The organism is Paenibacillus sp. FSL H8-0122, assembly GCF_038005345.1.
Classification (GTDB): Bacteria; Bacillota; Bacilli; order Paenibacillales; family Paenibacillaceae; genus Paenibacillus_AQ.
Map to the genome: position 1 here is coordinate 2,148,422 of NZ_JBBOTB010000001.1, position 21,908 is coordinate 2,170,329.

Genomic DNA, 21,908 nt, shown 5'->3' on the forward strand with positions numbered 1-21,908 from the left:
TCCTCCTCATAAATTGAACATAAGTATGATTCACAGATTGTTTAAGCAACACCTGTTTGATAAGATAATAATATTGCGTGCTTGAGAGTTCAACCGGCAGAGTTCGAGGAAAGTTGCATAGGCAACACATTGAGAACATTGATGTTTAACAAGGAGATATAGGGATGGTAAATCAGGAAGATCCGAGGGTATTGCGCACACGACAGTTAATTAGAACAGCGTTCAGAGATTTGCTGCAGAGAAAAGGATTTGATGCAATCACGATCAAAGATATCGCTCAGGAAGCAACCATTAACCGCGCCACCTTTTATGCCCATTTTGAAGATAAATATGCTTTGCTGGACGAAGTCACAGAACAGGCTTTTCATGAGAGGATTCCTGAGCAAGTGGTGAATGCAGAGGAGTTTACGGAAGATATTTGTGACCAGTTGATCATCATGACGCACCAATACATCATAGATTTTTATTGGATCTGCAGAATAGATTCCAATCCGATGGCTAAGCTGGTCGATGACAAAATAAAGAAAATGCTGCAGCAAACCATAGAGAGCATTTTTCTCAAAGGCCATACCCGCCATGGGGTGGACGTTCATCATATCAAAATCATGGCTGCCATGACAGGTTCAGCTATCTATGGCGCTGCACATTATTGGTTAAATGCCGGGGAGAATAATCGGACCGATGTGCTCGTCGACATTGCTCGTCCTTATGTAATGAACGGTTTGGGGCTGGTAACCCCATGAACGACATAAGGCACGCTCAAGCTCTAATAACCTGGCATCGAGACCCCAGCAAATTTTCAAGAAATGAATGGATACGAGATATCGTTGTTCATTATGGGGAGATCATTGACAGGGTCATGCAGGGGGATACCTGGACTGTATTGGTCAGAATCACAAGTCAAGTGGAGGGGACATGGGATACGTATGCGGATGTGGCTTTTATTGTGGACGCCGCACCGTGGCATTTGTGGGTACCGGGTTACAGCTTCAACTTGTGGGCAGGAAAGGACATTGCCACCGTTCACATTCTGTGACGCTAACAACGAGTGCAATCGCAGCAACATACGCATAAAAAAGGCGGAACTCATGCAGAGTCCCGTCTTTATTCAGCGCCCAATGCTAATTCAGGAAAATTATCCGTCAACGGCGTGTCCAAAAATGGCTTCAGACAAATCGTTGTTCTCTATGAATTGTAAGATAAGCTTCGAACTGGTGGCAAAGGACCGGGGTTCACCCAGGATAGTGGAGGAGATTACCCCCACTATTTTATCGCTCGAATCTATGACAGCACTGCCGCTATTTCCGGGCCAGGTCTGTACTTTGAATTCCATGGAGTGGGTGTACACATCGGGTGTTGACGCATTTTTCGATTTCCGGATAACAGCCACATCATCGGCGGTGAATGTTCCGTAGAGCGGTGTCCAGGTGTACCTCTTGGTATTACCGGTGTCTGAGTTTCCTATTGGCTTAGTAGGGTGCCCTATGACTGTCACCTTTTCATTGGCTTTTGGCTCAAGGTTGAATTTCTTGAAATAGCTGTCTTGATAGGGCTTAGGGATTTTGTTAGCGTCAATCTTCAGCAGGGAGAGGTCTTCCTTCACATCTGTAGCAACTAGTGAGCCAAGCAGATACCCGTCCGATTTTTGCGCATAAAAGGTGATTTGGAATCGTAATTTCTTACCATTATAGTTGGCGGGAGCCACGTGATTATTAGTGACAATGTATCCGCCGGGTAACATAAAGCCTGCACCAATGCCTATCTTTGTCTTGGTTCCTTGACTGGACAGTACATACTTTTCTATCATCACGACGCGTGTCAGATTTTTGTAATTACGATACGCTTTGTCTTGCTGCTCCTTGGATAATGCCGGGTTACTGTTATAAGGACTAACCGTAATGCCGGATTTGGTGACAGTCATGGATGTAATGGACACCTTGCTGACGGCAAAAGCAGCAGCTATATGCATGCCCAATGTTAGAACCGCAACAGCCAGTATGCTTGAGAGGAATCTGCTAACCCAACGAGTCATAATCACTCCCCCTTTAGTTTTATACTATTGAGGAGTGAGACATGTTGTGACGGTCAGTATGCGGATATGTAAGAACAGAGCTCCACATCTTTTTCGAAGAAGAGGAAGACGGGGCTTATGACGAGTCCTGTCTTTTATCTACATAGATAACCCTGTATGATAGAACTAGATTAGGAGGTAAAGAGGTATACATAATGGCCAAAATTGTAGTCGTAGACGACGATCTTTTCATTTTACAGCTGCTCTCGGAATATTTGCGCAAGGAAGGGTATGACGTAACTTCGTTCTCAAGCGGCCGCACGCTGGTCGAGCATGTCCGTGTAGAGCACCCGGATTGCCTGATTCTCGATATTATGATGCCCGGCATTGACGGTCTGGCACTGCTCACCGAACTGCGCACCTTCACCGAGCTTCCTAATTATTATGATCTCTGCACGCGGCGAGGAGAGTGACCGGATTCAGGGGCTGGAGCTGGGATGCAGTGACTTCCTAAGTAAGCCGTTCAATCCGCGTGAGCTGGTGGGACAGGTGAAATCTATGCTGCGTTTGGCTAGAGCGGGTAATGCCGCTGCGGAGGAGATCCCGCCAGTGGCGGCAGCGAAGCAGGTCTGCAAGTCCGGGAATGTGGAGATTGACGCGGATTACCGGAAGGTTATGGTGAATGCAGAGGAAGTGAGCCTGACCTCGCGCGAATTCGATCTGCTGCTCTTCCTGGCCTCTCACCTGGAACGGCCCTTCGGGCGTGAGCATCTGATCCAGCAGGTGTGGGAATATGATTTTTTCGGGGATGTCCGGGTCGTAGATGATGTGGTCAAAAGAATCCGCAAAAAGCTCGCCGAGCACCACTCCACGCTCCTAATTGATACGGTGTGGGGCTTCGGATACCGGGCATCCGTGCGGAAGGTGTAGCTATGCGAACCATTCGCAGTAAAATGCTGTTCTCGCTCTGCATTGCCATGCTCGTCACTGTAGCGATTACGGTGATGCTGTTCGTGCGCCTGATCGACGACATTCTGATGAATCAGGTGAAGGCTGAGCTGCACGGACAGGTGGGGAAGGCGCAGAAGCTGCTCAGCGATGGTGACCTCAACAATCTGAGCAGCACGCAGTTCAAGTATGTCGTCAAGGGACTGATGATGAACGCAGATTATATGATTCTGGATGCAGATCAGAAGATTATTGACGCTAGCAATGAGAAGGAGGAAGGCAAGCTATTGCATTACGCGCCCACAGGGAAAAAGGGAATTGCCCTCCTGCATGGCAGGAAGGTCCTATATGCGCAAGAAAAGCTGAGGGGGCTGTCCGATGAAATCTTCATCTATTCGCCGCTGTCCTCGCTTCGGGCTTTATACGGCTCCCTTATGCGAACCACCTTGCTGTCCATAGGCGCCAGCTTTGTGGTGATTCTTGCGATTGGAATATTCGCCGTCTCACGGGTGGTGCGTCCGCTGAACCGGTTGAAGGAAGTCGTTGGGCGATATGAGCCTTCCTATGCACAGGGCAATCCCTTTCCGCAGGGGGACGGGACTGAAATCGGGGAGCTGATGACCACCTTCCAATCCATGTCGGGGCGTATCCAGCAGCATCAGCGCAACCCGATTGAATTTCTGCAGAATATCTCACATGAGCTCAAAACACCCCTGATGTCCATCAACGGCTTCGTCTTCGCCATTCAGGATCAGGTGTTTACGCAGGAGGAAGGCCTGGAGGTGATCACCAATCAGTCGCAGCGCTTGATAGATATGGTAGACAAGCTGCTCCAGCTCTCCCGGCTGGAAGCCGTAGACGAGCATTGGCCCGCCGCAGCCATTGACCTGCGGACCATGGCCGAAGAAGCCGCTATGCTTCTCATGCCCGAGGCCACCCGGCGGGACATGAAGCTCAGCGTGGAAGGCGAGAGCCTGCAAGCTACGATTCCCGGTGAGCAGCTGTTCCGTATCCTGGTCAATCTGTTACAGAATGCGGTTAGACATACCACAGATCAGGTGGTCATCCGGGTGGACCCGGAGGTTGCGGGAGCTGCATGGGCAATCCATATTGAAGATAACGGTCCGGGGCTGGCCGAGGAGGAGTGGGAAGCGGTCTTCGAGCGTTTCTATACCGGAGCGAACGGAGTAACAGGTCTCGGGCTAGCTATCTGCCGCCAGATTGCGGCACGATTGAACGGAGAGCTGACCTATTCCCGCTCGGAGCTGGGCGGGGCTCGATTTAGTTTTAGGAAGAAGGTTGGGGAATGAGGTGTTACAGACAGACGCATTAAAAGTAACTGCAGCAGAACAAGACTAAATAAGCTTAGACTGCTGCTGTCGTCATTCAGCTGACCTCATACCGAATTAGACTGTTCTCGCCTATTCTACTACAGCTTTTACATACATGTTTTTCTCATATTCAATCGCAACAGCTTGTTTGGTATCGACTCCTTGAATTGACCAAATTTGAGTACCTTTAGGGTAATAGTTTGAAAAGTTATCAGTATCTTCTTTAATTAGGGCTTCATCTGTAGAATAGTTTAGAATTTCTCCAATAACTTTGTTGATATTGATTTTTTCATCAGTTGTAACCTTATACTTTTGATTGTCCCATATTACTAAAGGGTAGGGGAAGGAAGACTCAACATTTACATCTACATTGGCAGGATTGTTTTTTAATTCTCCGGCATTATTAGCATTGGAGCATGCCGTAAGGATTATTAAAAACAAGATTATTACTTTCTTCATTGATCATCACCTCTCTTTCATGACGTAACTTCAGGGGGAAATGTTTCCTTAATCAAAAATACTTTCTGAAGTCACTCAGAAAGTATTATTTACAAGATTATTTTATAACTCTTTATTAGATTTTATATTTTTAAATTGTCCTAATTCATAAATAAAAATACCATCATCTTCATTAAGCGGTATGAATGTATTTTCATTTATTTTACGTAAAAATAAAATGGCCTCCTGATTATCCTTTAAGTGAGTTGAAGACTCAGAAAAAACAGTTACTTGACCATCTGTGCCTCCCATCTGCGAGATTGTGATGATTTGCCCAGGACTATCATCTCCTTTTAGAGTATCAATAATTTCTATATTGACTTTGGTAGAGTAATTGAGGTAATCACCCTTAGTAAAGTCACTTTTTGCTTCTCCAATCACTTTTCCTTTAACTACTAGATCAGCAGCTTTTGTTAAAGCTTCTTTATCTTCATAATACACTGCCCACGAAGGATGGATATAAACTCCATCCTCTAAAGAATCATATCTAGTATCTTCAAGTTCTGATTCAGCCTCTTCAGAAGAAATAGCAAGAGCAGGATAAAGTCCATTCACAAAATCTATATCCGATGACGAAGGTGAAAGTGCTCTGGCTAAACTACCATCACTATTAAAAGTATATGGATGCATAATTGAACTGCTTTCTACAACTGATGTATGTGTTAAGCCCAGAGAATGTCCCACTTCATGGCCTGTCACTCCAGCTAATATACTGTTTGTAAACATGCTACTTGATGTATAGTAGGTATTTAAATTTAATATAGCGCTTTGAAGTATACCATTATTTACAGCCTTAGAAGTCAACCCATCCCAAGTTACAGAAGAATTAAATACGTTGACGGCATAATAAGTTGAACTGACACCTACAGAAGTTGATACTTTAAAATTTGTGTTGTTATACCATTTTGCAGCACCTGTAGCCCAAGGAGAGTTTATGCTATTACTATTAATATATAATGTGTTAAATCTACTGGGCCATTTCCCATTAGTTCCCGGAACTGCGTTCACATTACTTACTAAGAATGAAGTACTTATGAACAAAGTAATTATACCAACCAGAAAGTTTCTTTTCATTTTTATCCTCCTCAGATTAGTAAATGTGAACATATTAAATGAAGGCCCACCTCCTCTTTCGATATGTTTTTTTGGTTTTTACATAATAATCATAACTCACCAAAAAAATAAAAGGTTATTTTCGACAAAATTTGTCAATAAAAAACAATTAAGAATACTAGTGCCTTGACCAAGGAAACGCGGGATTTTTTCTTTGACATTCTGGCCTTTAGTACGTGCGAAAGGGAAGCTTGTTTACTGAACCGTTAGCGGGATGACGTCATTTGCAGGTTTGCGAAAGATGGACAAAAGTCGATGGGTCACTTCAAATTCAGGAATTACTGGACGTTCAATATCCAGACACGAAGAGGGGCTTAGGCGATAGCCGTCCAGTCAAGCGCTTAATCGATATGGTAGACAAGCTGCTCCAGCTCTCCCGGCTGGAAGCCGTAAACGAGTATTGGCCCGCCACCACCGTTGACCTGCCGACCATGGCCGAAGAAGCCGCCATGCTGCTTATGCCCGAGGCCAACCGGCGGAACCTTAAGCTCATCGTGGAAGGCGAGAGCCTGCAAGCTACGATTCCCGGCAAGCAGCTATTCCGTATCCTGGTCAATCTGTTACAGAATGCGGTTAGACATACCACGGATCAGGTGGTCATCCGGGTGGACCCGGAGGTTCCGGGAGCGGCGTGGGCGATCCATATTGAGTATAACGGTCCGGGGCTGGCGGATGAGGAGCGGGAAGCGGTCTTCGAGCGTTTCTTCACTGGCACGAACGGCGTCACCGGCCTCGGCCTAGCCATCTGCCGTCAGATAGCGGCTCGGCTGAACGGGGAGTGGGGAGTTGACCTATTCCCGCTCGGAGCTGGGCGGAGCGCGGCGCGGTTTAGTTTTAGGAAGAAGGTTGGGGAATGAGCTACTATATGTGTAGACGCGGGCGGTAGTTTAACCCAAAAACAAGTCATCAAAAGGAACAGCAGCAGAATAAGACTGGATAAGTCTTAGACTGCTGCTGTTTTCGTTCAACTTGCGTTTCTTGTTTTTCATCGGCATTCTTCATACCAATGGTCTTCAAGATTTTGAATAGTATCCTGTAAAAGATTTGAAAAGGTTGGAGCTATAAAATAAACAAAATCAGGGTCATGTACATAAAAGATAACTTGCCCAGCAGTACCCTGTTCTGTCGGGTCAAAGTCTAACATTAGGTACAATGCCCCTCCTACAACCTGTGCAAAAGGAAACCAACGCTTGTTAAATAAATAGGGTTTAATACGAGAATCTAGCTTGCTAATTTCCTCATCACTGTAATGTTCGCTCATTAAAGTATCGCGATCACAGAAAAATTTCTTAGTATCTCTAATATCATCAAAGGAAAGTAAGGTAAATGGAATAACACTATCTCCATATGAAGTATACAAAAGATTAAGCGGATAACCGCTGCCATCCTTAAGTGTATAAAACGCCTTAAAATCTGTTGGCAATGAAATGCTAAAATCTCTTTCAAAGTCGTCCATTTGTTTATCCATTACTCCAGTTATCTTCTTGTATTCTTCAAAGTACTCAATGTCTTCATCCACAATATTTTCGGCTAATAAACCCTCTATTTTTTTATGTAATTCATTGATTTGAGAAATCTTACTCACCTCCAAATATAATAATCTTCGCAATGAGCCTATTATTGCACGTTTACATTCATATTCCACCTTAGAATACTAACCTTCTGGCATTTGCCAACCCGTTTCCTCATCCCAAACAGCATCCGTATCATCTAGATGCACATGCCAATCCCCACTAGAAATACTTCTTCTAATATCCGTCAAACAGGCCAACCAATAATACAGCGCATTCAATGTATCTTCAAAATCATTTGAAAGGGGCAGCTTTGTCGAACCTGCAAAGATCACCGTTGGTTCATCCTGATCATAGTCATAAACATAAAATGTTTCTCCAATATCCTTCAATTCAAAACCCGCATTGAATTTATCAATGATGGCCCTGATCTCCTGCTCCTCACTGCCCGTAAGGTTATGATTTCTCGTACAAGTGTAATAAACAGAAACTCCCATGCTTTATTTCTCCCCTTTTGTGCTGGTTAGTGATAACAATACATACCCACATTTTCACAGTCTAATCCTGTATTTTCATTCTATCTTAGCACTTGCTCGTCTGGAGCTAAATGAACAAGTCGTTTGAGCTTTTCAGCAAAGTATTCGCGCCGGGTTCCAGTTATACTAAAAGGATAAGTGTTGAAACGTAAGCGCAGACTGGCATAACCGAAAGGATGATCAAGAAATGGAAACTAGAGCAATCGCAGGTACAAGCAGGGCGGGACGTCCATGACTATGAGATCAAGTAAAATGGTCAAGGTGCCTAATGAACTGGTAAAGTTTCCGAATAAAAAAGGGAGCTTGAAGCTGGATGGGATGTCCGTTATCGAACTCTGCTTTTACACGCAAGGCATAAAAGGAACCTTTTTTTTGCAGGATCATCTTCTGCTAATCATCAAGTCGGGTGTCTATACAGTTCGCTTCGGTGATCAAGAATATACGATGCGGAGCAACGAAATGATGTTTATTCATAAATCAATGGGCGTCGAATACGAGAAAGCGGGTGAACCCGATTCCGATTACATCCTCGACTATATGATGTTTTTCCTGAACGAGAAGATAGTAGATGAATTCCTCAAATTCGCCGGTTTAAAACCGGTTTGTCCCGTGAATGAGGTTGTTCCGATAACAGTCTTTCCGATCAATGACCGCATTGGAAGCTATATCGAGTCGTTAAAACCCTATTTCGAGCACCCTAACGAAGTCAAAGATGGACTGGTTCGTGTGAAACTGATGGAATTGCTGTTTCACATAGCAGATTCGAATGATCGTTTGTTGCATCAAATGATACAACCCATAAGCAAGTACAGTGGCAGCATCACAAAGATCATGGAGGAGAACTTCATGAATCCCGTTTCCCTTAACGACCTGGCCTATTTGTCCGGCAGAAGCCTGGCGACGTTCAAAAGGGATTTTCAAGCAATATACAACACCTCCCCGCTCAAATGGGTTCGCAATCGAAGGCTGGTTAAAGCCAAGGAACTGTTAGCGGAAACAGCGTTATCTGTTACGGATATCTGTTTTTCGACCGGATTCGAAAATATCGCTCACTTTTCCAAAGTATTCAAGGAAAGATTCGGACTTCCACCGTCAGAGTTTAGACGGCAGCTAAGGTTGAAGAAGGATGACTATAGGGGCTTAAAAATGAGCTAAATAAACAAATAGAATGAGCTTGTAGGCAAAGAAATGTATTCGTCTCCCTGATATTCTTATCTCATGCGGTAAACGCAGCCGTATTAAAACAAGAATGTATGGAGGCAATTTTATGAATAAATCTAAGATCGTATTAATTACAGGTGGAAACAAAGGTATCGGTTTTGAGACAGCAAGACAATTGGGAAATATGGGGTGCGAGATTTTAATAGGAGCAAGAAGCGAATATAAAGGACGTGAGGCCGTAACGTTATTGGAAAAGGAGAAAATTAAAGCTAAAACAGTGGTTCTTGATGTCACGAACCCCAGCTCCGTTCTCTCCGCAGCAGAATGGATTGAGCAAGAGTATGGATTGCTTGATATCTTGATTAATAATGCAGGCGTGTTTTTCGAAGAAAACACCTCTCCCGTTGAACTGGAATTGTCTGTTCTCAAGAATACCTATGAGACAAACGTTTTCGGTGTATTTTCTGTCACTAAAGCAATGCTCCCATTGCTCAGAAATTCTTCTGCCGGAAGAATCGTTAATCTTTCCAGCGCATTAGGCTCCTTAACCTTGAATTCAGACTCAACGTCGGAATTTTATAAGGCGAATTCGCTCGCCTACAATAGTTCTAAAACGGCTGTAAATGCTTTAACCGTTTCCTTTGCTAAAGAATTAAGCGATTCTCCTATTAAAATCAACTCCGTTTGCCCTGGATTTACAGCTACCGATCTAAATGGTAATAGTGGCTATCGTTCAGTCGAACAAGCAGCTTCCATTGTAGTGGAGCTTGCCACAATAAATAGTGATGGTCCAACTGGTGGCTTTTTTGATGAGCATGGAGTTGTGGCTTGGTAAAAAGGGGCGTTGTTGTAAATCACATACAATACGGTAAACCTTGACGCAGGGGTAAGGTTTTTTTACCGGACAGGTACTGCTAAAACAACATGCAACAATCGATTTACTTTAAGGTGTTTAGTGATGCATCCGCTATCCTCTAATAAATCAATGAGCTTGGGGAGTAGAATAGAATCCTCATCACCTTCATGCGCTGTGTCTCCTTCCCCGTCAATCATCAAATCCGCGATGCAGATCCTTCCGTGAGGTTTTAATACCCTGCGCATCTCCTGAATAGCGAGCAGCATTTGGCCGCTCGTCAGATGATGCAGGGCAAAGCTTGAAACAATAAAATCAAATTTCCCGTCAAGGTACGGAAGTGCCAGGAAATTGCCAAGCTTGGTCTCCATCTCTGGAAATTTGAGCTGGCACTTCTTTAACATTTCGTTGGACTGATCCACTCCAGCCATCACCGCGCCTTCATGGATCAGTCGGCCGGCTAAATTTCCCGTACCCGTTCCGATGTCCAATCCCCGTTCCCCACGGATTGCCGAGACCCATTGCACGACGAGCCGCAGCGCCTCATCATAGTCCCCATATTTCCGTGTGTCCTCTTGAACCAACTGATCGTGAACGCCGGCTAAGCGGTCATACCCCCACTTATCCTTCCATGTCCGTTGTTCTCTCAGTCTTCTCGAACCCTCTGCCAGAATGTAAATGTCGTCAAGCGGAAGGGTATGGTCATTCTTGAGGGTTTCAATCATTTGGTCTGTTGTCTCGATAATCTGCTGCATTTCGACCCACTTGGTGAACATGACGGATCGCTGGAGTTCCAACAAATATCGTAATTGACTGTTTCCTTTGGCTTCAATATCCAATAGTGCAGTCCGAATCTCACTAACCGGCATTCCTGATTCCCTGAGTGCAATGATCGTCTGCAAGCGCCAAATATCTTCTTCGTCAAACCTCCGGTACTGATTGTCAGGTTGTTTGGAAGGAGCAATGAGACCTTTGGCTTCGTAAAACCGAATCGCGCGCTGCGATATTTTCAGCATATCAGCGACTTCTTTTATTTTCATGAGCTAGACCCCTTTATGTTCTTGACCCTCACTTAACGTCAAGGTTTAGTATAAACCCTAGAAAAGGAGGCTGTCACGATGAAGACGTTAATCAAAGGCGCGACCATCTTAACCATGGGAAACGAGGAACCCTATATCGGGGATATTCTCATCGATGGGGACCGCATAGCGGACATTCAGTCCATTATATCCACTGGGGCAGATGTGGTCATTCATGGCGGGGGTATGGCTGCAATGCCCGGGCTGATCAACGCCCACCAACACTCGTCTATGAGCTTATTGCGGGGATTTTCCGACGATTTGAAGCTTATGGATTGGTTGAACCAGAAAATGCTCCCTGCTGAAGCAGGCATGACTCCAGAGGATATTTATTGGGGAGCAAAGCTCGCGATGGCGGAAATGATTAAATCAGGTACGACAACCTTCGCTGACATGTACATTCACATGAATGAAATCGCGGCAGCGGTAGAAGAGGCCGGTATGCGGGCTTCTTTAACACGGGGGCTCACCTTCCTCGAAAATGACGGAGGGCGGCGAATGTCCGAGGCGCTTGATCTCGTTCGTCACTGGAGCGGTGCAGCGGAAGGCAGAATCACGACCATGCTAGGTCCGCATTCCCCTTACACTGTTCCTCCGCAGCCATTTAGAGAGCTTATCGAATTAGCGGAGCAGGAGGACATACCGTTACATACTCATTTGGCCGAAACGAAAGAGGAAGTCATTCAGATTCGGGAAAAGTATAATCAGACCCCAACCGAATATTTGTATCACCTCGGTCTGTTTGAACAGGCGCATGTGCTCCTCGCACATAGCGTACATCTAAATCGCCGTGATATCGGTTATCTGAAGAGTATGCGGGGCGGAGTGTCCCATAATCCAGTGAGCAATCTTAAGCTTGGCTGCGGCATAGCGCCGATCAAGGATATGGCTGACCAAGGGATTACGATAGGCTTAGGCACGGATGGGGCGGGCAGCGCCACCACGTTAGACATGTTCGAAGAGATCCGGGCGGCAACATGGCTGCAAAAGTTGGATTACGGGGACCCCACGAAGCTTCCCGCAGTGGATGCTCTTCGCATGGCGACGGCCGGAAGTGCGGAATTGCTGCGCATTGCCCATGAGGTGGGCACGCTCGAAATCGGGAAGAAGGCAGATATCATCTTGATTGATATGAGAAAACCCCACTTGCAACCGATACACAACCTCCATTCACTACTCGCATACAGCGTCAACGGTGCGGACGTGGACACCACCATCGTTAACGGAAAAGTGTTAATGCAAGGCCGTCAACTGCTCACTATTGATGAAGACGAGTTATTGGAGCAAGTTTCACTGAGGTCTAAGCGCATCGTTGAAGGCATTTAATTCCTAATTACTAGAAACGCGGGCAGCTAATGTCCGCGTTTTTCGTTGATTTTCTTGCGTTAGACTGTCCGTTTGCTTAACGAAGCGTCCTCGCTAGTCTAGTACTTTATTTTCTTTAACATCGGCATATGGGCTTGTTTTTGTAGAGTTTGTGATTATATGCGAATACTGCATAAAAAACAATATATACCCACTATATCAAGTAAACTTGGAAGTGTGGATCACTATTGTGTACAAGTATCGCGGCACATAGAAAGGGAGTGATAATCATGATTTTGGAGGATTTGTATTATGGGAGTTTGCGTCCCAATGAGCGGATGAAGCCAAACGATCCAGAATCACGAAGGATTAATCAGCGGATTATTGATTCATTACAGATGCTTAAAGAGAGACTACCCGAAGCAGATTTTGATCAGATCGAGAAATTACTGGAGCTACATAGTGAATCCTGCTCGCTGCATTCGGCATTATCTTTTATCCAAGGCTACAAAATAGGTGCGTTAATGATGATTGAGGTTTTTGGTGGGGAGAGGGAGTCTAATCACAAAATCACGCCCAACGATGAGTTAGGGGATTAACTTTGACCTGCTGTGCTGAAGTTGTCGATAAGTACGGTGTATACTGGTATATTACTGTAGATCCCTCTTTTCAATGAAGCTCACCGTATTTCCGTCAGGATCAAGGAACCAAAAGGAATAGGCGCCCCACGGTCTGCGCTCAGGTGGAGAGGTAATTCCGATACCGGGGATGGCTTGCTTTAGACGATCATATTCAGCCAAGACATCATGAACATAGAACATTAGTGACATATTCTTGTCATTGACCACGTTCACTTGGCCCGGATTGTAGACCGCAAGCTGGGCGCTATCGAATCCGTAATGCTGTCCTTCAACAACCGGAGATTCCTTGAGCACGATTTCATAAAAAGTAGCGAGGCGCGGCGCATTGTCAGTGAGGATACAGACTCCACAAAGCTTCATATGTATACCTTCTTCCTATTTTTGCATTTGTTCTAATTTTCTGAATAGCGTGCCTGAAGCTTTTGTTTATGCGATATCAAGATATCTTCAAGCGATATATCATATTTATTGGCGATGACAATGAGATTCCCTAGAACATCTCCAAGTTCTTCTGTTAATTCAGCTTTATTCTCTTGAAATGTGCCTGCAACCTCATCAGGACGATCTCTGCCAATCTCTAGCGCACGAATTGCGCGGGCGACTTCCCCAGTTTCTTCAGCAAGAAATCCAATACGAACAAATATATCTAAGTCCGACCAGTTACGATTCTTGTAATATTCCCTAACCCATTGTTGAAATTCAGTGATATCCATGTTTCCCTCCGGTATAAGAAGATTGATAGACTCAAAAACTCGAATATAATAATACCATAATTACACTCATTATCCTGTGGCATCAGTGTTAGCTGTTATCATTCAACTACTTCGTCCGCCCAAAGAAAAACGAATACCGATCTGCCGCCCCCAACTCAGTAGTCTCTGTACGATCAATAAGCTGTAATGCCTTCAATAGAGACCCGACTTGTTCGCGCATCAGATTCACATCGAACTTATCCATTTCTCTATTTGCGATATCTACCAGGAGATAATCTGGCATGGGGATCAGTCCAATCATTGGAATCCCGGCATTGAACAGGGGCTGACTCTCACCGAATTGAAACTTATTATGTCCGCGTAAGATAACGGTCCGGGTGTTACTTCTATCTTCAACGGCTTTCCGCCAAATGGCTTCCATGATTTCATTTCCCGCATAGGCGAATTCAGTGCTTATTTCTCCAGTCGGTCCATATTCACCGGAAGCATTGTCCTTCCATTCCAAGCTGCCTAGATGCTCTACAGTGAGTCCTGCCACGGCTTTCAGGTGTCCATCTTTACCATCCCACAGCTCAGGATGAGCCTGCATCCAGGTTGAGGTTGCCTGCGACGTACCTTTGAATTCGGGCAATCGGAAATGTCCTGTTACGAAGGTGAAGATCATAGTCCGTTCTGGCTGCTCCTGCTGCTGCAGGTACCGAATCATGGAGAGCATGCCAATCGCACCGTCTTCTTCTACCACATTTACACCATCGGTATGCGTATTTATAATGATCGATTCCTTTTTGTTCTTTCCTTCAATTTTCACATAAAAAGATTCGGTCGGCGCATGTTCCTGTTTCTCTGCCTCTAAAATCACTGTGCCCGCCTTATGTTCCTTAGCTGCATTGACCACTTTCTGCCCTTCTGTTTTGTTGACCCAAACTGCCGGGATTCCGAAATAATGCTCGGTGAAGGGGAGGTACTGCTTTTCAGCCTTGTCATCTGAAACGCCATCCCAGACGATAATGACTGCTTTCACGCCCTGTTCCTTGGCTTCTTCCAATTTCACCTGCTTGAGAGCGGTGGTAAGGACTAGATCGCCTTCATCTGAAGGAATACCGCCCGGCGCTTGAAATTTTTCACGTATGTTCATAACCAGGGCCATAGGGAAATTCTTAAGGTTCTTGATTTCAACGACGGCTATTTTACCCTTGGCTTCCTCATACTCACCAGGTTTGGTGTAGACAAATTCTCCGGTTACTCCATTTGCATCGGTCTCGCCAGAGTAAGGAAACGCAGAGGATACATGAATTTCCTCGTTATCGATGGTCACAGAGCTGCTCTTCTCTTCCCAGCGATCAAAAGTGTACTTGTCACGATACACAGTAAGCCCCATATCCGTCACCTGCTGCTGTAACCAGGCAATGAACCGATTGTGACCTTCAGAGCCCGTTGTACGGCTGCCAAAAGAATTCATTTTTTTTATGTTTTCCAACATGAGGGCTGGAGAATCAAGCTGGTCATTGTTTATTTCAACATTCAGTTCAGCAGGCAGAGTAACAGACCTCGTAATAGGCTGAGCATATAGGTTAACGATCCAAACCACACTGGCAACTAAAGCGACAATACCGTACAACACTCTCCGAACCACTAGAAAAACCTTCCCGCTCTTACGCACATCACCAGCAAAAAACACATTCCATACCCCTGCTGCGATTAGCAGTAAAATAGCAAGTGCGTATATCCAAAACTCCTTAGTGACTAAGAATAAAATCTCGGTTACCAAGGCAACTGCAAAGACCCAAAACACTTTACCTCTGTTCTTGAGGAGAAGAGTATAAATACCTAATTGTGCCAATAGAAAGATTATTGCTAGTACAGCGAACAACATTTCTTTCCCGATGAATACAGAAGCACAAATCGCTAGAATCAGGAATAGAATCCCCGACAGTTCTCCTTTTAATTGACTTCTCATAATATACCTCTTTCGTTAAAAGCATATTTGCCCGTTTTTTAAGTCTACCATTAACTATATTTCACTATAAGGGTTGAAGTATACTTCAAGGTCAAGGCAGGGAGAGAAATTAAATATGGCAGTAGCGTTTTATTCAGAAGCTTTGGGATTTACCCTCGTTGTGCAGGGAACGGCTGCGTCAATACGTCTTACTAGTTAAGTACATCTTGAACCAGACGACAGATCTTGAAGGAGCTTAATCATGAAGAAGACAACGCGAAGAAAAGAATTGCTGCTAAAAGGCATTGCGATGCTGCTGATCGTAGTCCTTGCTACGGCTGCATGTTGGCATGAGATTGGAACTCTTTTGGCTTCAGGGAAGGTTGACAGTGAGTCCGCTATGGTGCAGAGCGTCATGGACAAGACAGCGACTCCAGGTATAGCGATCCTGTTCGCCAAAGGAGGCAAAACCGAATTCAAAACCTACGGCTACGCCGATAAGGCGCAGGGGCAGGAGGTCACAGCGGAGTCGCTGTTTGAGCTAGGCTCAACAACCAAGGCGTTTACGGCACTGGCTGTGATTTTGTTAAAGAACCAGGGGGCCTTGAATTTTACCGATGATGTCACTCAATATCTGCCAGAGTTTGCTCCGGCCTATAAAGGGGAGAAGGTTAAGATCACAATTAACCAGCTACTCGCACATACCAGCGGAATACCGTCCTGGAGCATCCGCCTGATCCCTGAAGGTTCAGATAAGGAGAAGCTTGCGGCAACCATACATAAGATGTCCAGCCTTAAGTTAGATACCGATCCGGGGAGCACCTATCAGTACGCAACGGTGAACTATGATATTCTGGCCGCAATCATTGAACAGGTTACAGGGATGAGCTATCAGGATTATGTGACGCAGCAGATCCTGAAGCCGCTGGGGATGAACGACAGCTATTTCTCGACAGGGCAGGAACGGAAGCCGGAGCAGCTTGCGCAGGGGTACCGGGTGTTTTTTGGCAAAAGCATGGCATATGATGCTCCAAGATACTACGGAAATATAGCCGCAGGGTATCTGGTGACCAATCTGAAGGATTTGCAGCACTGGGTCAACGCCCAGATGGGGACCAGCGACATTCCAGATGAGCTAAAAAAGGCCATTGGGCAATCGCATGAGCCTGACCTCCGTACAGCGGGACATGAAAGCGAGGACCTGCGCTATGCCTTCGGCTGGAGTCAAGAACGGGATACGCAGGTGATCCGTCATAGTGGAAGTAACCCGAATTATGCCTCACAGGCGATCATCGATGTAGAGCGGAAGGAGGCGGTGTTCGTAATGGCTAATCTGAACTCAACAGCCCCTACACTCATTGCCCAGAATATCTATGATCAGATGCACGGACAACAGATGAAGAGCTTCAAGTATGACGATACGTATATCCTAATGGATGGGATAGCTTCATTTTTCGTTGTGTTAACTGTGATCGGTATTGCTTTTAAGCTCATCCGGCTGGCGGCAGGGAGAAGAACATACGCCATGGAGAAGAAGGGAATCCGCCGTCAAAAAATCAGGGCACGTGTTACGCTGCTTATCAGAGCGCTGTTGTTACTATTGGTACTAGGCTGGCCTTTATTGATAAACTATAATTACACTATGATTAGTGTATGGATGTCCTATTCCGTATTGCTGTGGATGGGGCTGGCTTCGCTTAGCTGCGTGTTGTCGATGATTCTGGCAGGCAGGAATTGGCGGTGACCGGAGCTGCCAGCCGTTTACGAGACTGTTACTCACACGAAAGGAGCAGACCCCATGATCTATGTCACTGGTGACATTCACGGTTCGATCAGCGTGGCCAGCCGCTTTAACTCCAGGAACTTCCCCGAAGGCAGGACGCTGACGAAGCAGGATTACGTTATTATCGTCGGCGATTTCGGCTTGTTGTGGGCAGATGATAAGGAAGACCGCTTTTGGCTAAAATGGCTTACAGAGAAACCGTGGACCACCCTGTTCATTGACGGGAACCACGAGAACTTTGATCTGCTGGAGTCCTATCCAGTCTCCGAATGGAACGGCGGGCAGGTGCATCACATTACCCCCAGTATTATTCACTTAATGCGCGGCCAAGTCTTTGAGATTGAAGGCAAGAGCTTTTTCACCTTTGGCGGGGCGGCTTCACATGACAAGGAGTACAGGAAGGCTGGCGTATCTTGGTGGGAACGCGAAATGCCAAGCCCGGAAGAGTACCAGGAAGGCATCCGCAATCTGGAAAAGAATCAGTGGAGAGTGGACTATGTATTGACCCACACCTGCTCTTATGATGCACTTCAGTGGATCAAAGAGCGCTATCATACGAATGTGGAGGCAGATCCCATGCATACGTATTTCAACGAAATTAAGTTCAGACTGGACTATGGAAGATGGTATTTTGGGCATTTTCATCATAATGCAGAGCTGCCGGAGGATCAGGTGTTGTTGTATGAGGATAGGGTGAGGATTGTGTAACAGAGTATAACGAAAGAGATGAAGTCTATGCTTCGCCATACTTCCGCCATGTTCTGGTTCCATCTACTCTGACATAATACGGTAATAGAACAGAGGATGGTTTACACCAGCTCTTAAGGAGGAATTGGCATGTTTCATAAAACAGTGACGCTGCAGCCTTTTGCAGATATTTCGATGTATACTGAAGGGTTCAAGATCGTCTCGGCTCAATTAGGTGGAGATGGCTGCGTATATGTCCTGCTGATTAACCAGATCCCGGTACGGAAACGAGGAATGTTCGTCCAACCGGCTTTGAAGCAACCGCATACTTACAAGGTTTTGATGGTAGAAAGTCAACATTATATCGATGAAATAACATTTCCGGATCAGCATTTTAATTATCATTATGTTCAGCCCCTGCGCAGACATTTGCTGCTGGTTGGAGCACGCTGCTCATATTATGGTGCAGGTAAATATGATCTGAACGCCAAAGTGTGTGATTATACAGGACGTACCGTCCGTGAGTTCCTGCTTGGAGACGGGATTCAGAATGTTCAAGTGACGGAGAAAGGGACCATCTGGACCAGTTATTTTGACGAAGGCGTGTTCGGGAACAACGGGTGGGATCAGCCTGTCGGTGAACACGGCCTTGTGGCCTGGGATGAGCATGGGAACAAATTGTACGAAGATCATGTATCTAATATTGCTGATTGTTACGCTTTGAATGTTGTCCGTGAAGAGCAGGTCTGGTTTTATTATTATACAGACTTTCTGCTCGGCTGCATCTCAGGCGGACCCGGTCAGCCCAAGGTTACGTTTCTGAATCCTGAGATCTCCGGTTCGGCCGGGTTCTGCACAGATGGTTATCACTTCTTGTTCGATGGCGGTTACGGCAAACACGGAGAATATGTAATCAAAAAACTTGAACAATCAAGCTTGACCAAAGGGCACAAGATACAGTTTCTGAATGAAAAATCGGAGCCGCTTGTGCCAGTCACGCAAGATTTTCGGGAAGATCTCGTGCTGTTCTGTGCAGATGATATGTTGTATCAGGTATCGGTTAGTGAATTGGTCTGATGGTGCGGGTACCTTATAGGGCTGTGACGGGTAGAGAAAGAGTGACTTGGTATAGCCCTTTTTCCTGGGGTAAGCAGCACCGGCTTGTCTAAATAATGGATAGGAGTGCGATGTGACAAATATACTATATTATGGTAGGGTTATTGCATTGTGCGGAAATTACAATTTCGAGAGAGGATTATGTGAAATAATTCATGTAGAATGAGGTGAATGATATGACGATACTGCCTGTTATAATATTTATCCTAGTATTTGTACCTTCCATTATAATCATCGTGAGGATGCCTTATTTCTCAAAAGAGACGATTAGTTTCGGTGTCACTGTCAGCGCTGAACAATTCCACAGTGAGCCTCTGCGCCAGATGCGGAGGTCATATGCTAGAATTAGTACTATTTTACATATCATCTTATTTATTGTTGGCTTCCTATGCCTAATCTACAGCGATGAACATTCGAGGCAAATCAGTTGGGTCATTATCTCCTATACACTCGCCATCCTCGTAATCTCCCTGGTTATTAACTTTAGGTATCATTTGAAAATGAAAAGCGTACTGCCGACGCTGCCTGCTGCTCCCGAATCATCGATCATGGAACCTGGATTGCGGAACGGAAATGTTGGCCTGTCCAGTCATTGGTTCCTCATTCATGCTGTTATTATTGTGGTTAGTATTGTAACAGTGCTGCGCAATTACGATCTGATTCCTGACCAGCTTCCCGTCCATTTCAACGGCAGTTGGACCGTAGACCGCTATGTAGATAAATCTTATAGTATCGTGTTTATACCTGCGATCATGCAGGTCTTAGGAACCTTTCTGTTCATATTTGAGTATTGGAGTATCCGCAGAGGGAAGAAGCAGTTTAGAGAAGACGAAACTTACCGCCGTGCCTGGTCGAGTTTTATGATTACAGCAAGCTTCTTGTTCGTTATCCTGTTATCCGTCGTGCAGCTCAATATGATCTCTCTACTTAACATTAATTTTGTTATCCCCGTTGTCCTAAGCATAATAGCCTTTATCATCCTATACGCCTGCACCTTAACGTACTGGGCGGGTCAACGCGAAAGTCGCTAGACATGAGCAGATGGTTGAGCGCTGGATCAGCTACACCTCAAATTCTGAGTACCGCTGATCCAACACGCTCCAACACAACGAAGTTGCTTCTACCTACAGCCCAACGCTATTTCCTCAAGCTTAATCCTCAATTTGCCTACCGCTTCTTCACCGGCACCCATACTTCGACTTCGGCATCCATAGGATTACCATTGGTGAGTACCTCCGCGATCGGGTGTCCGGTATACACATACTCATAGTTATCGTTCAGGATATCACCGAATGCCTCGTCCTCCAGCCGGTCAAATGCGAGACGCGACAACCCGCCCTGGCCTGACAACACCAAATACTCTCCTCCCGGAAAAAGCACTTCAACCGCAGCCTCCGGCTGGGGCCTCGACGACTGAACGCCTGCAATATACAGGATCTTTCCATCCTCCTGGGCAATCGCGGCGAAGCCGTATGGACTCTCAGACAGGGGACGCAGGGCGGCCATGGAGCTGTTCTCCAGCGTGCTTTTGAAAAAAGCCGTTTTGAGCGGAGAATACGCCGGATCGTGCACCGTTCCACCTTCACTTATAGCCGTCTTGTACCCGATGATGCGGAATGCTGCTTTCGTTTCAATTCTGGTCGAAATCATGACAATGTACCTCCTGGATCGTGGGATTGGTGTATTCCAAGCAAGCATAATCTACCAACTGTGACATCTGTATGGCATACTTGTTTTGAGGTGGTCATGATGAAAATGGATCGTTTGATTGCGCTCATTATGATCCTGCTGGAGCATGAGCAGATTAGTGCGCGCGAGTTAGCGGAGCGGCTCGAAGTCAGCAGACGAACGATTTACCGGGATATTGATACGCTGAATAGAGCTGGCCTGCCGATCTATACGCTCATGGGGGCATGGGGCGGTGTCGGCCTGATGAAATCCTACAAAGTGGGCAAAACCGTATTCACCCCACAAGAAATCCAGAACCTGCAAAATGGGATGCAGAGCTATAAGCAGCTTTTTGGAAGACGGGAAATGGTGTATGCAGCGGAGAAGCTAAACGCTCTCTACCCGGACAACGCAGAGCGCCAGCCGAATGCGCCGTTCGTCATGGATCTGTCCTTGAATCAAGGAAACGAGTCGCTGCGCAGCCTGTTCGGGATGATGGAGACGGCGATGAATGAGCATTGTGTGCTTACTTTTGCGTATACGGATGCGCGGGGGCAGATCAGTGAACGGCAGGCGGAGCCGTATCAGGTGGTTTTCAAGGAAAGTACCTGGTACTTGCAAGCCTATTGTCTGGATAAGCAGGACTACCGGATCTTCAAGCTGGCCAGAATGAGCGGTCTCCAGATGACGAAGGAGCAGTTCGTTCCAAAAGCGTTCACCCCTCTTCCCATGGACGGAGGAGATTGGTTAAGCCAGGACTGGGCGGAGGTTACGATTCGGCTGGACCGCTCCGTCATGGATCGGGTGATCGAACGGTTCGGTGCCGACCATATTCTGCGGGTGGATGAACACCACTGCTGGGCCAAGTATCCCATTATTGCGAATGACTATGGCTACGACCGGCTGCTTGCTTTTGGAGATAAGTGTGAAGTGCTGGGGCCGCCTGAGATACGGAATGGGTTCAAGGCATATGTGCGGGGGATTATGAGGAAGTATGAGGGAGATTAGTGGTGTGAAT

Annotated in this window: 23 protein-coding genes and 1 pseudogene; 14 read left to right on the forward strand and 10 right to left on the reverse strand. The window is 45.9% G+C overall.

Annotated features, from left to right (window positions below):
• Window positions 1-164: 164 nt before the first annotated feature.
• Together NSS64_RS09330 and NSS64_RS09335 are read left to right on the forward strand one after the other, a co-directional pair.
• Window positions 165-743, forward strand: a complete 579-nt coding sequence (locus tag NSS64_RS09330; RefSeq protein WP_341139933.1) for a TetR/AcrR family transcriptional regulator — start codon at window positions 165-167, stop codon at window positions 741-743.
• Window positions 744-883: 140 nt separating this feature from the next.
• Complete coding sequence (locus NSS64_RS09335) at window positions 884-1,036, forward strand: hypothetical protein (protein WP_341139934.1); 153 nt, start codon at window positions 884-886, stop codon at window positions 1,034-1,036.
• A 99-nt stretch (window positions 1,037-1,135) separates the two neighbouring features.
• Here NSS64_RS09335 and NSS64_RS09340 read toward each other — a convergent pair whose 3' ends face one another.
• The gene (locus NSS64_RS09340; RefSeq protein ID WP_341139935.1) at window positions 1,136-2,032 is read right to left on the reverse strand and encodes a serine protease; all 897 of its coding nucleotides are present in this window, start codon (window positions 2,030-2,032) and stop codon (window positions 1,136-1,138) included.
• 194 nt (window positions 2,033-2,226) lie between these two features.
• Here NSS64_RS09340 and NSS64_RS09345 point away from each other — a divergent pair.
• Both NSS64_RS09345 and NSS64_RS09350 read left to right on the forward strand, forming a co-directional pair.
• Window positions 2,227-2,941: pseudogene (locus NSS64_RS09345) on the forward strand (response regulator transcription factor).
• A 2-nt stretch (window positions 2,942-2,943) separates the two neighbouring features.
• Window positions 2,944-4,269 carry a sensor histidine kinase gene (locus NSS64_RS09350; RefSeq protein WP_341139936.1) on the forward strand — a complete coding sequence of 442 codons (1,326 nt, stop codon included), beginning with the start codon at window positions 2,944-2,946 and terminating at the stop codon, window positions 4,267-4,269.
• A 111-nt stretch (window positions 4,270-4,380) separates the two neighbouring features.
• Here the strand turns inward: NSS64_RS09350 and NSS64_RS09355 are convergent, their stop codons facing one another.
• Both NSS64_RS09355 and NSS64_RS09360 read right to left on the reverse strand, forming a co-directional pair.
• Window positions 4,381-4,749 carry a hypothetical protein gene (locus tag NSS64_RS09355; RefSeq protein WP_341139937.1) on the reverse strand — a complete coding sequence of 123 codons (369 nt, stop codon included), beginning with the start codon at window positions 4,747-4,749 and terminating at the stop codon, window positions 4,381-4,383.
• Window positions 4,750-4,851: 102 nt separating this feature from the next.
• On the reverse strand, window positions 4,852-5,862 hold the full coding sequence (locus NSS64_RS09360; RefSeq protein ID WP_341139938.1) for a matrixin family metalloprotease: 1,011 nt from the start codon (window positions 5,860-5,862) through the stop codon (window positions 4,852-4,854).
• A gap of 389 nt (window positions 5,863-6,251) precedes the next feature.
• Here NSS64_RS09360 and NSS64_RS09365 point away from each other — a divergent pair, with 389 nt between their 5' ends.
• Window positions 6,252-6,758: a sensor histidine kinase gene (locus tag NSS64_RS09365; protein WP_341139939.1), complete on the forward strand. Its 507-nt coding sequence runs from the start codon at window positions 6,252-6,254 to the stop codon at window positions 6,756-6,758.
• Window positions 6,759-6,886: 128 nt separating this feature from the next.
• Here the strand turns inward: NSS64_RS09365 and NSS64_RS09370 are convergent, their stop codons facing one another.
• Both NSS64_RS09370 and NSS64_RS09375 read right to left on the reverse strand, forming a co-directional pair.
• Entirely contained in the window at window positions 6,887-7,546 is a 660-nt protein-coding gene (locus NSS64_RS09370) for an SMI1/KNR4 family protein (protein WP_341139940.1), read from the reverse strand.
• Between the two features lie 9 nt (window positions 7,547-7,555).
• Entirely contained in the window at window positions 7,556-7,909 is a 354-nt protein-coding gene (locus NSS64_RS09375; RefSeq protein WP_341139941.1) for a hypothetical protein, read from the reverse strand.
• 270 nt (window positions 7,910-8,179) lie between these two features.
• Between NSS64_RS09375 and NSS64_RS09380 the strand changes: the two genes are divergently transcribed.
• The gene (locus tag NSS64_RS09380) at window positions 8,180-9,103 is read left to right on the forward strand and encodes a helix-turn-helix domain-containing protein (protein ID WP_341139942.1); all 924 of its coding nucleotides are present in this window, start codon (window positions 8,180-8,182) and stop codon (window positions 9,101-9,103) included.
• Between the two features lie 112 nt (window positions 9,104-9,215).
• Window positions 9,216-9,944, forward strand: coding sequence for an SDR family oxidoreductase (locus tag NSS64_RS09385; RefSeq protein WP_341139943.1), 729 nt, complete (start codon window positions 9,216-9,218; stop codon window positions 9,942-9,944).
• Between the two features lie 62 nt (window positions 9,945-10,006).
• Here the strand turns inward: NSS64_RS09385 and NSS64_RS09390 are convergent, their stop codons facing one another.
• Window positions 10,007-11,002 (reverse strand): MerR family transcriptional regulator, encoded by a 996-nt coding sequence (locus tag NSS64_RS09390; protein ID WP_341139944.1) that lies wholly within the window; start codon window positions 11,000-11,002, stop codon window positions 10,007-10,009.
• Window positions 11,003-11,080: 78 nt separating this feature from the next.
• Between NSS64_RS09390 and NSS64_RS09395 the strand changes: the two genes are divergently transcribed.
• Window positions 11,081-12,367 (forward strand): amidohydrolase, encoded by a 1,287-nt coding sequence (locus NSS64_RS09395; RefSeq protein WP_341139945.1) that lies wholly within the window; start codon window positions 11,081-11,083, stop codon window positions 12,365-12,367.
• Between the two features lie 269 nt (window positions 12,368-12,636).
• On the forward strand, window positions 12,637-12,945 hold the full coding sequence (locus tag NSS64_RS09400; RefSeq protein WP_341139946.1) for a DUF6809 family protein: 309 nt from the start codon (window positions 12,637-12,639) through the stop codon (window positions 12,943-12,945).
• A 51-nt stretch (window positions 12,946-12,996) separates the two neighbouring features.
• Here NSS64_RS09400 and NSS64_RS09405 read toward each other — a convergent pair whose 3' ends face one another.
• The 3 genes from NSS64_RS09405 to NSS64_RS09415 all read right to left on the reverse strand — a co-directional run bounded on the left by NSS64_RS09405 (window position 12,997) and on the right by NSS64_RS09415 (window position 15,657).
• Window positions 12,997-13,347, reverse strand: a complete 351-nt coding sequence (locus NSS64_RS09405; RefSeq protein ID WP_341139947.1) for a VOC family protein — start codon at window positions 13,345-13,347, stop codon at window positions 12,997-12,999.
• 32 nt (window positions 13,348-13,379) lie between these two features.
• Entirely contained in the window at window positions 13,380-13,700 is a 321-nt protein-coding gene (locus tag NSS64_RS09410) for a MazG nucleotide pyrophosphohydrolase domain-containing protein (RefSeq protein ID WP_036733455.1), read from the reverse strand.
• Between the two features lie 106 nt (window positions 13,701-13,806).
• On the reverse strand, window positions 13,807-15,657 hold the full coding sequence (locus NSS64_RS09415) for a hypothetical protein (protein ID WP_341139948.1): 1,851 nt from the start codon (window positions 15,655-15,657) through the stop codon (window positions 13,807-13,809).
• A 241-nt stretch (window positions 15,658-15,898) separates the two neighbouring features.
• Here NSS64_RS09415 and NSS64_RS09420 point away from each other — a divergent pair, with 241 nt between their 5' ends.
• The 4 genes from NSS64_RS09420 to NSS64_RS09435 all read left to right on the forward strand — a co-directional run bounded on the left by NSS64_RS09420 (window position 15,899) and on the right by NSS64_RS09435 (window position 20,253).
• The gene (locus NSS64_RS09420) at window positions 15,899-17,380 is read left to right on the forward strand and encodes a serine hydrolase domain-containing protein (protein ID WP_341139949.1); all 1,482 of its coding nucleotides are present in this window, start codon (window positions 15,899-15,901) and stop codon (window positions 17,378-17,380) included.
• A gap of 54 nt (window positions 17,381-17,434) precedes the next feature.
• Window positions 17,435-18,127, forward strand: coding sequence for a metallophosphoesterase family protein (locus tag NSS64_RS09425; RefSeq protein ID WP_341139950.1), 693 nt, complete (start codon window positions 17,435-17,437; stop codon window positions 18,125-18,127).
• Window positions 18,128-18,256: 129 nt separating this feature from the next.
• Window positions 18,257-19,183 (forward strand): hypothetical protein, encoded by a 927-nt coding sequence (locus tag NSS64_RS09430; RefSeq protein ID WP_341139951.1) that lies wholly within the window; start codon window positions 18,257-18,259, stop codon window positions 19,181-19,183.
• A 215-nt stretch (window positions 19,184-19,398) separates the two neighbouring features.
• The gene (locus NSS64_RS09435) at window positions 19,399-20,253 is read left to right on the forward strand and encodes a DUF1648 domain-containing protein (RefSeq protein ID WP_341139952.1); all 855 of its coding nucleotides are present in this window, start codon (window positions 19,399-19,401) and stop codon (window positions 20,251-20,253) included.
• 136 nt (window positions 20,254-20,389) lie between these two features.
• Here NSS64_RS09435 and NSS64_RS09440 read toward each other — a convergent pair whose 3' ends face one another.
• Window positions 20,390-20,872 carry a GyrI-like domain-containing protein gene (locus tag NSS64_RS09440; protein ID WP_341139953.1) on the reverse strand — a complete coding sequence of 161 codons (483 nt, stop codon included), beginning with the start codon at window positions 20,870-20,872 and terminating at the stop codon, window positions 20,390-20,392.
• Window positions 20,873-20,977: 105 nt separating this feature from the next.
• On the opposite strand from NSS64_RS09440, the gene NSS64_RS09445 reads away from it, so the two are divergent.
• Window positions 20,978-21,898, forward strand: a complete 921-nt coding sequence (locus NSS64_RS09445) for a helix-turn-helix transcriptional regulator (RefSeq protein WP_341139954.1) — start codon at window positions 20,978-20,980, stop codon at window positions 21,896-21,898.
• The last annotated feature ends 10 nt before the right edge of the window (window positions 21,899-21,908 follow it).

Coding starts and splice junctions, on each gene's coding strand:
- NSS64_RS09390 (WP_341139944.1), bottom strand. CDS start 11,002: ATGAAAATAAAAGAAGTCGCTGATATGCTGAAAATATCGCAGCGCGCG.
- NSS64_RS09340 (WP_341139935.1), bottom strand. CDS start 2,032: ATGACTCGTTGGGTTAGCAGATTCCTCTCAAGCATACTGGCTGTTGCG.
- NSS64_RS09400 (WP_341139946.1), top strand. CDS start 12,637: ATGATTTTGGAGGATTTGTATTATGGGAGTTTGCGTCCCAATGAGCGG.
- NSS64_RS09415 (WP_341139948.1), bottom strand. CDS start 15,657: ATGAGAAGTCAATTAAAAGGAGAACTGTCGGGGATTCTATTCCTGATT.
- NSS64_RS09405 (WP_341139947.1), bottom strand. CDS start 13,347: ATGAAGCTTTGTGGAGTCTGTATCCTCACTGACAATGCGCCGCGCCTC.
- NSS64_RS09410 (WP_036733455.1), bottom strand. CDS start 13,700: ATGGATATCACTGAATTTCAACAATGGGTTAGGGAATATTACAAGAAT.
- NSS64_RS09350 (WP_341139936.1), top strand. CDS start 2,944: ATGCGAACCATTCGCAGTAAAATGCTGTTCTCGCTCTGCATTGCCATG.
- NSS64_RS09365 (WP_341139939.1), top strand. CDS start 6,252: ATGGTAGACAAGCTGCTCCAGCTCTCCCGGCTGGAAGCCGTAAACGAG.
- NSS64_RS09425 (WP_341139950.1), top strand. CDS start 17,435: ATGATCTATGTCACTGGTGACATTCACGGTTCGATCAGCGTGGCCAGC.
- NSS64_RS09395 (WP_341139945.1), top strand. CDS start 11,081: ATGAAGACGTTAATCAAAGGCGCGACCATCTTAACCATGGGAAACGAG.
- NSS64_RS09375 (WP_341139941.1), bottom strand. CDS start 7,909: ATGGGAGTTTCTGTTTATTACACTTGTACGAGAAATCATAACCTTACG.
- NSS64_RS09360 (WP_341139938.1), bottom strand. CDS start 5,862: ATGAAAAGAAACTTTCTGGTTGGTATAATTACTTTGTTCATAAGTACT.
- NSS64_RS09355 (WP_341139937.1), bottom strand. CDS start 4,749: ATGAAGAAAGTAATAATCTTGTTTTTAATAATCCTTACGGCATGCTCC.
- NSS64_RS09380 (WP_341139942.1), top strand. CDS start 8,180: ATGACTATGAGATCAAGTAAAATGGTCAAGGTGCCTAATGAACTGGTA.
- NSS64_RS09430 (WP_341139951.1), top strand. CDS start 18,257: ATGTTTCATAAAACAGTGACGCTGCAGCCTTTTGCAGATATTTCGATG.
- NSS64_RS09420 (WP_341139949.1), top strand. CDS start 15,899: ATGAAGAAGACAACGCGAAGAAAAGAATTGCTGCTAAAAGGCATTGCG.
- NSS64_RS09440 (WP_341139953.1), bottom strand. CDS start 20,872: ATGATTTCGACCAGAATTGAAACGAAAGCAGCATTCCGCATCATCGGG.
- NSS64_RS09330 (WP_341139933.1), top strand. CDS start 165: ATGGTAAATCAGGAAGATCCGAGGGTATTGCGCACACGACAGTTAATT.
- NSS64_RS09445 (WP_341139954.1), top strand. CDS start 20,978: ATGGATCGTTTGATTGCGCTCATTATGATCCTGCTGGAGCATGAGCAG.
- NSS64_RS09385 (WP_341139943.1), top strand. CDS start 9,216: ATGAATAAATCTAAGATCGTATTAATTACAGGTGGAAACAAAGGTATC.
- NSS64_RS09435 (WP_341139952.1), top strand. CDS start 19,399: ATGACGATACTGCCTGTTATAATATTTATCCTAGTATTTGTACCTTCC.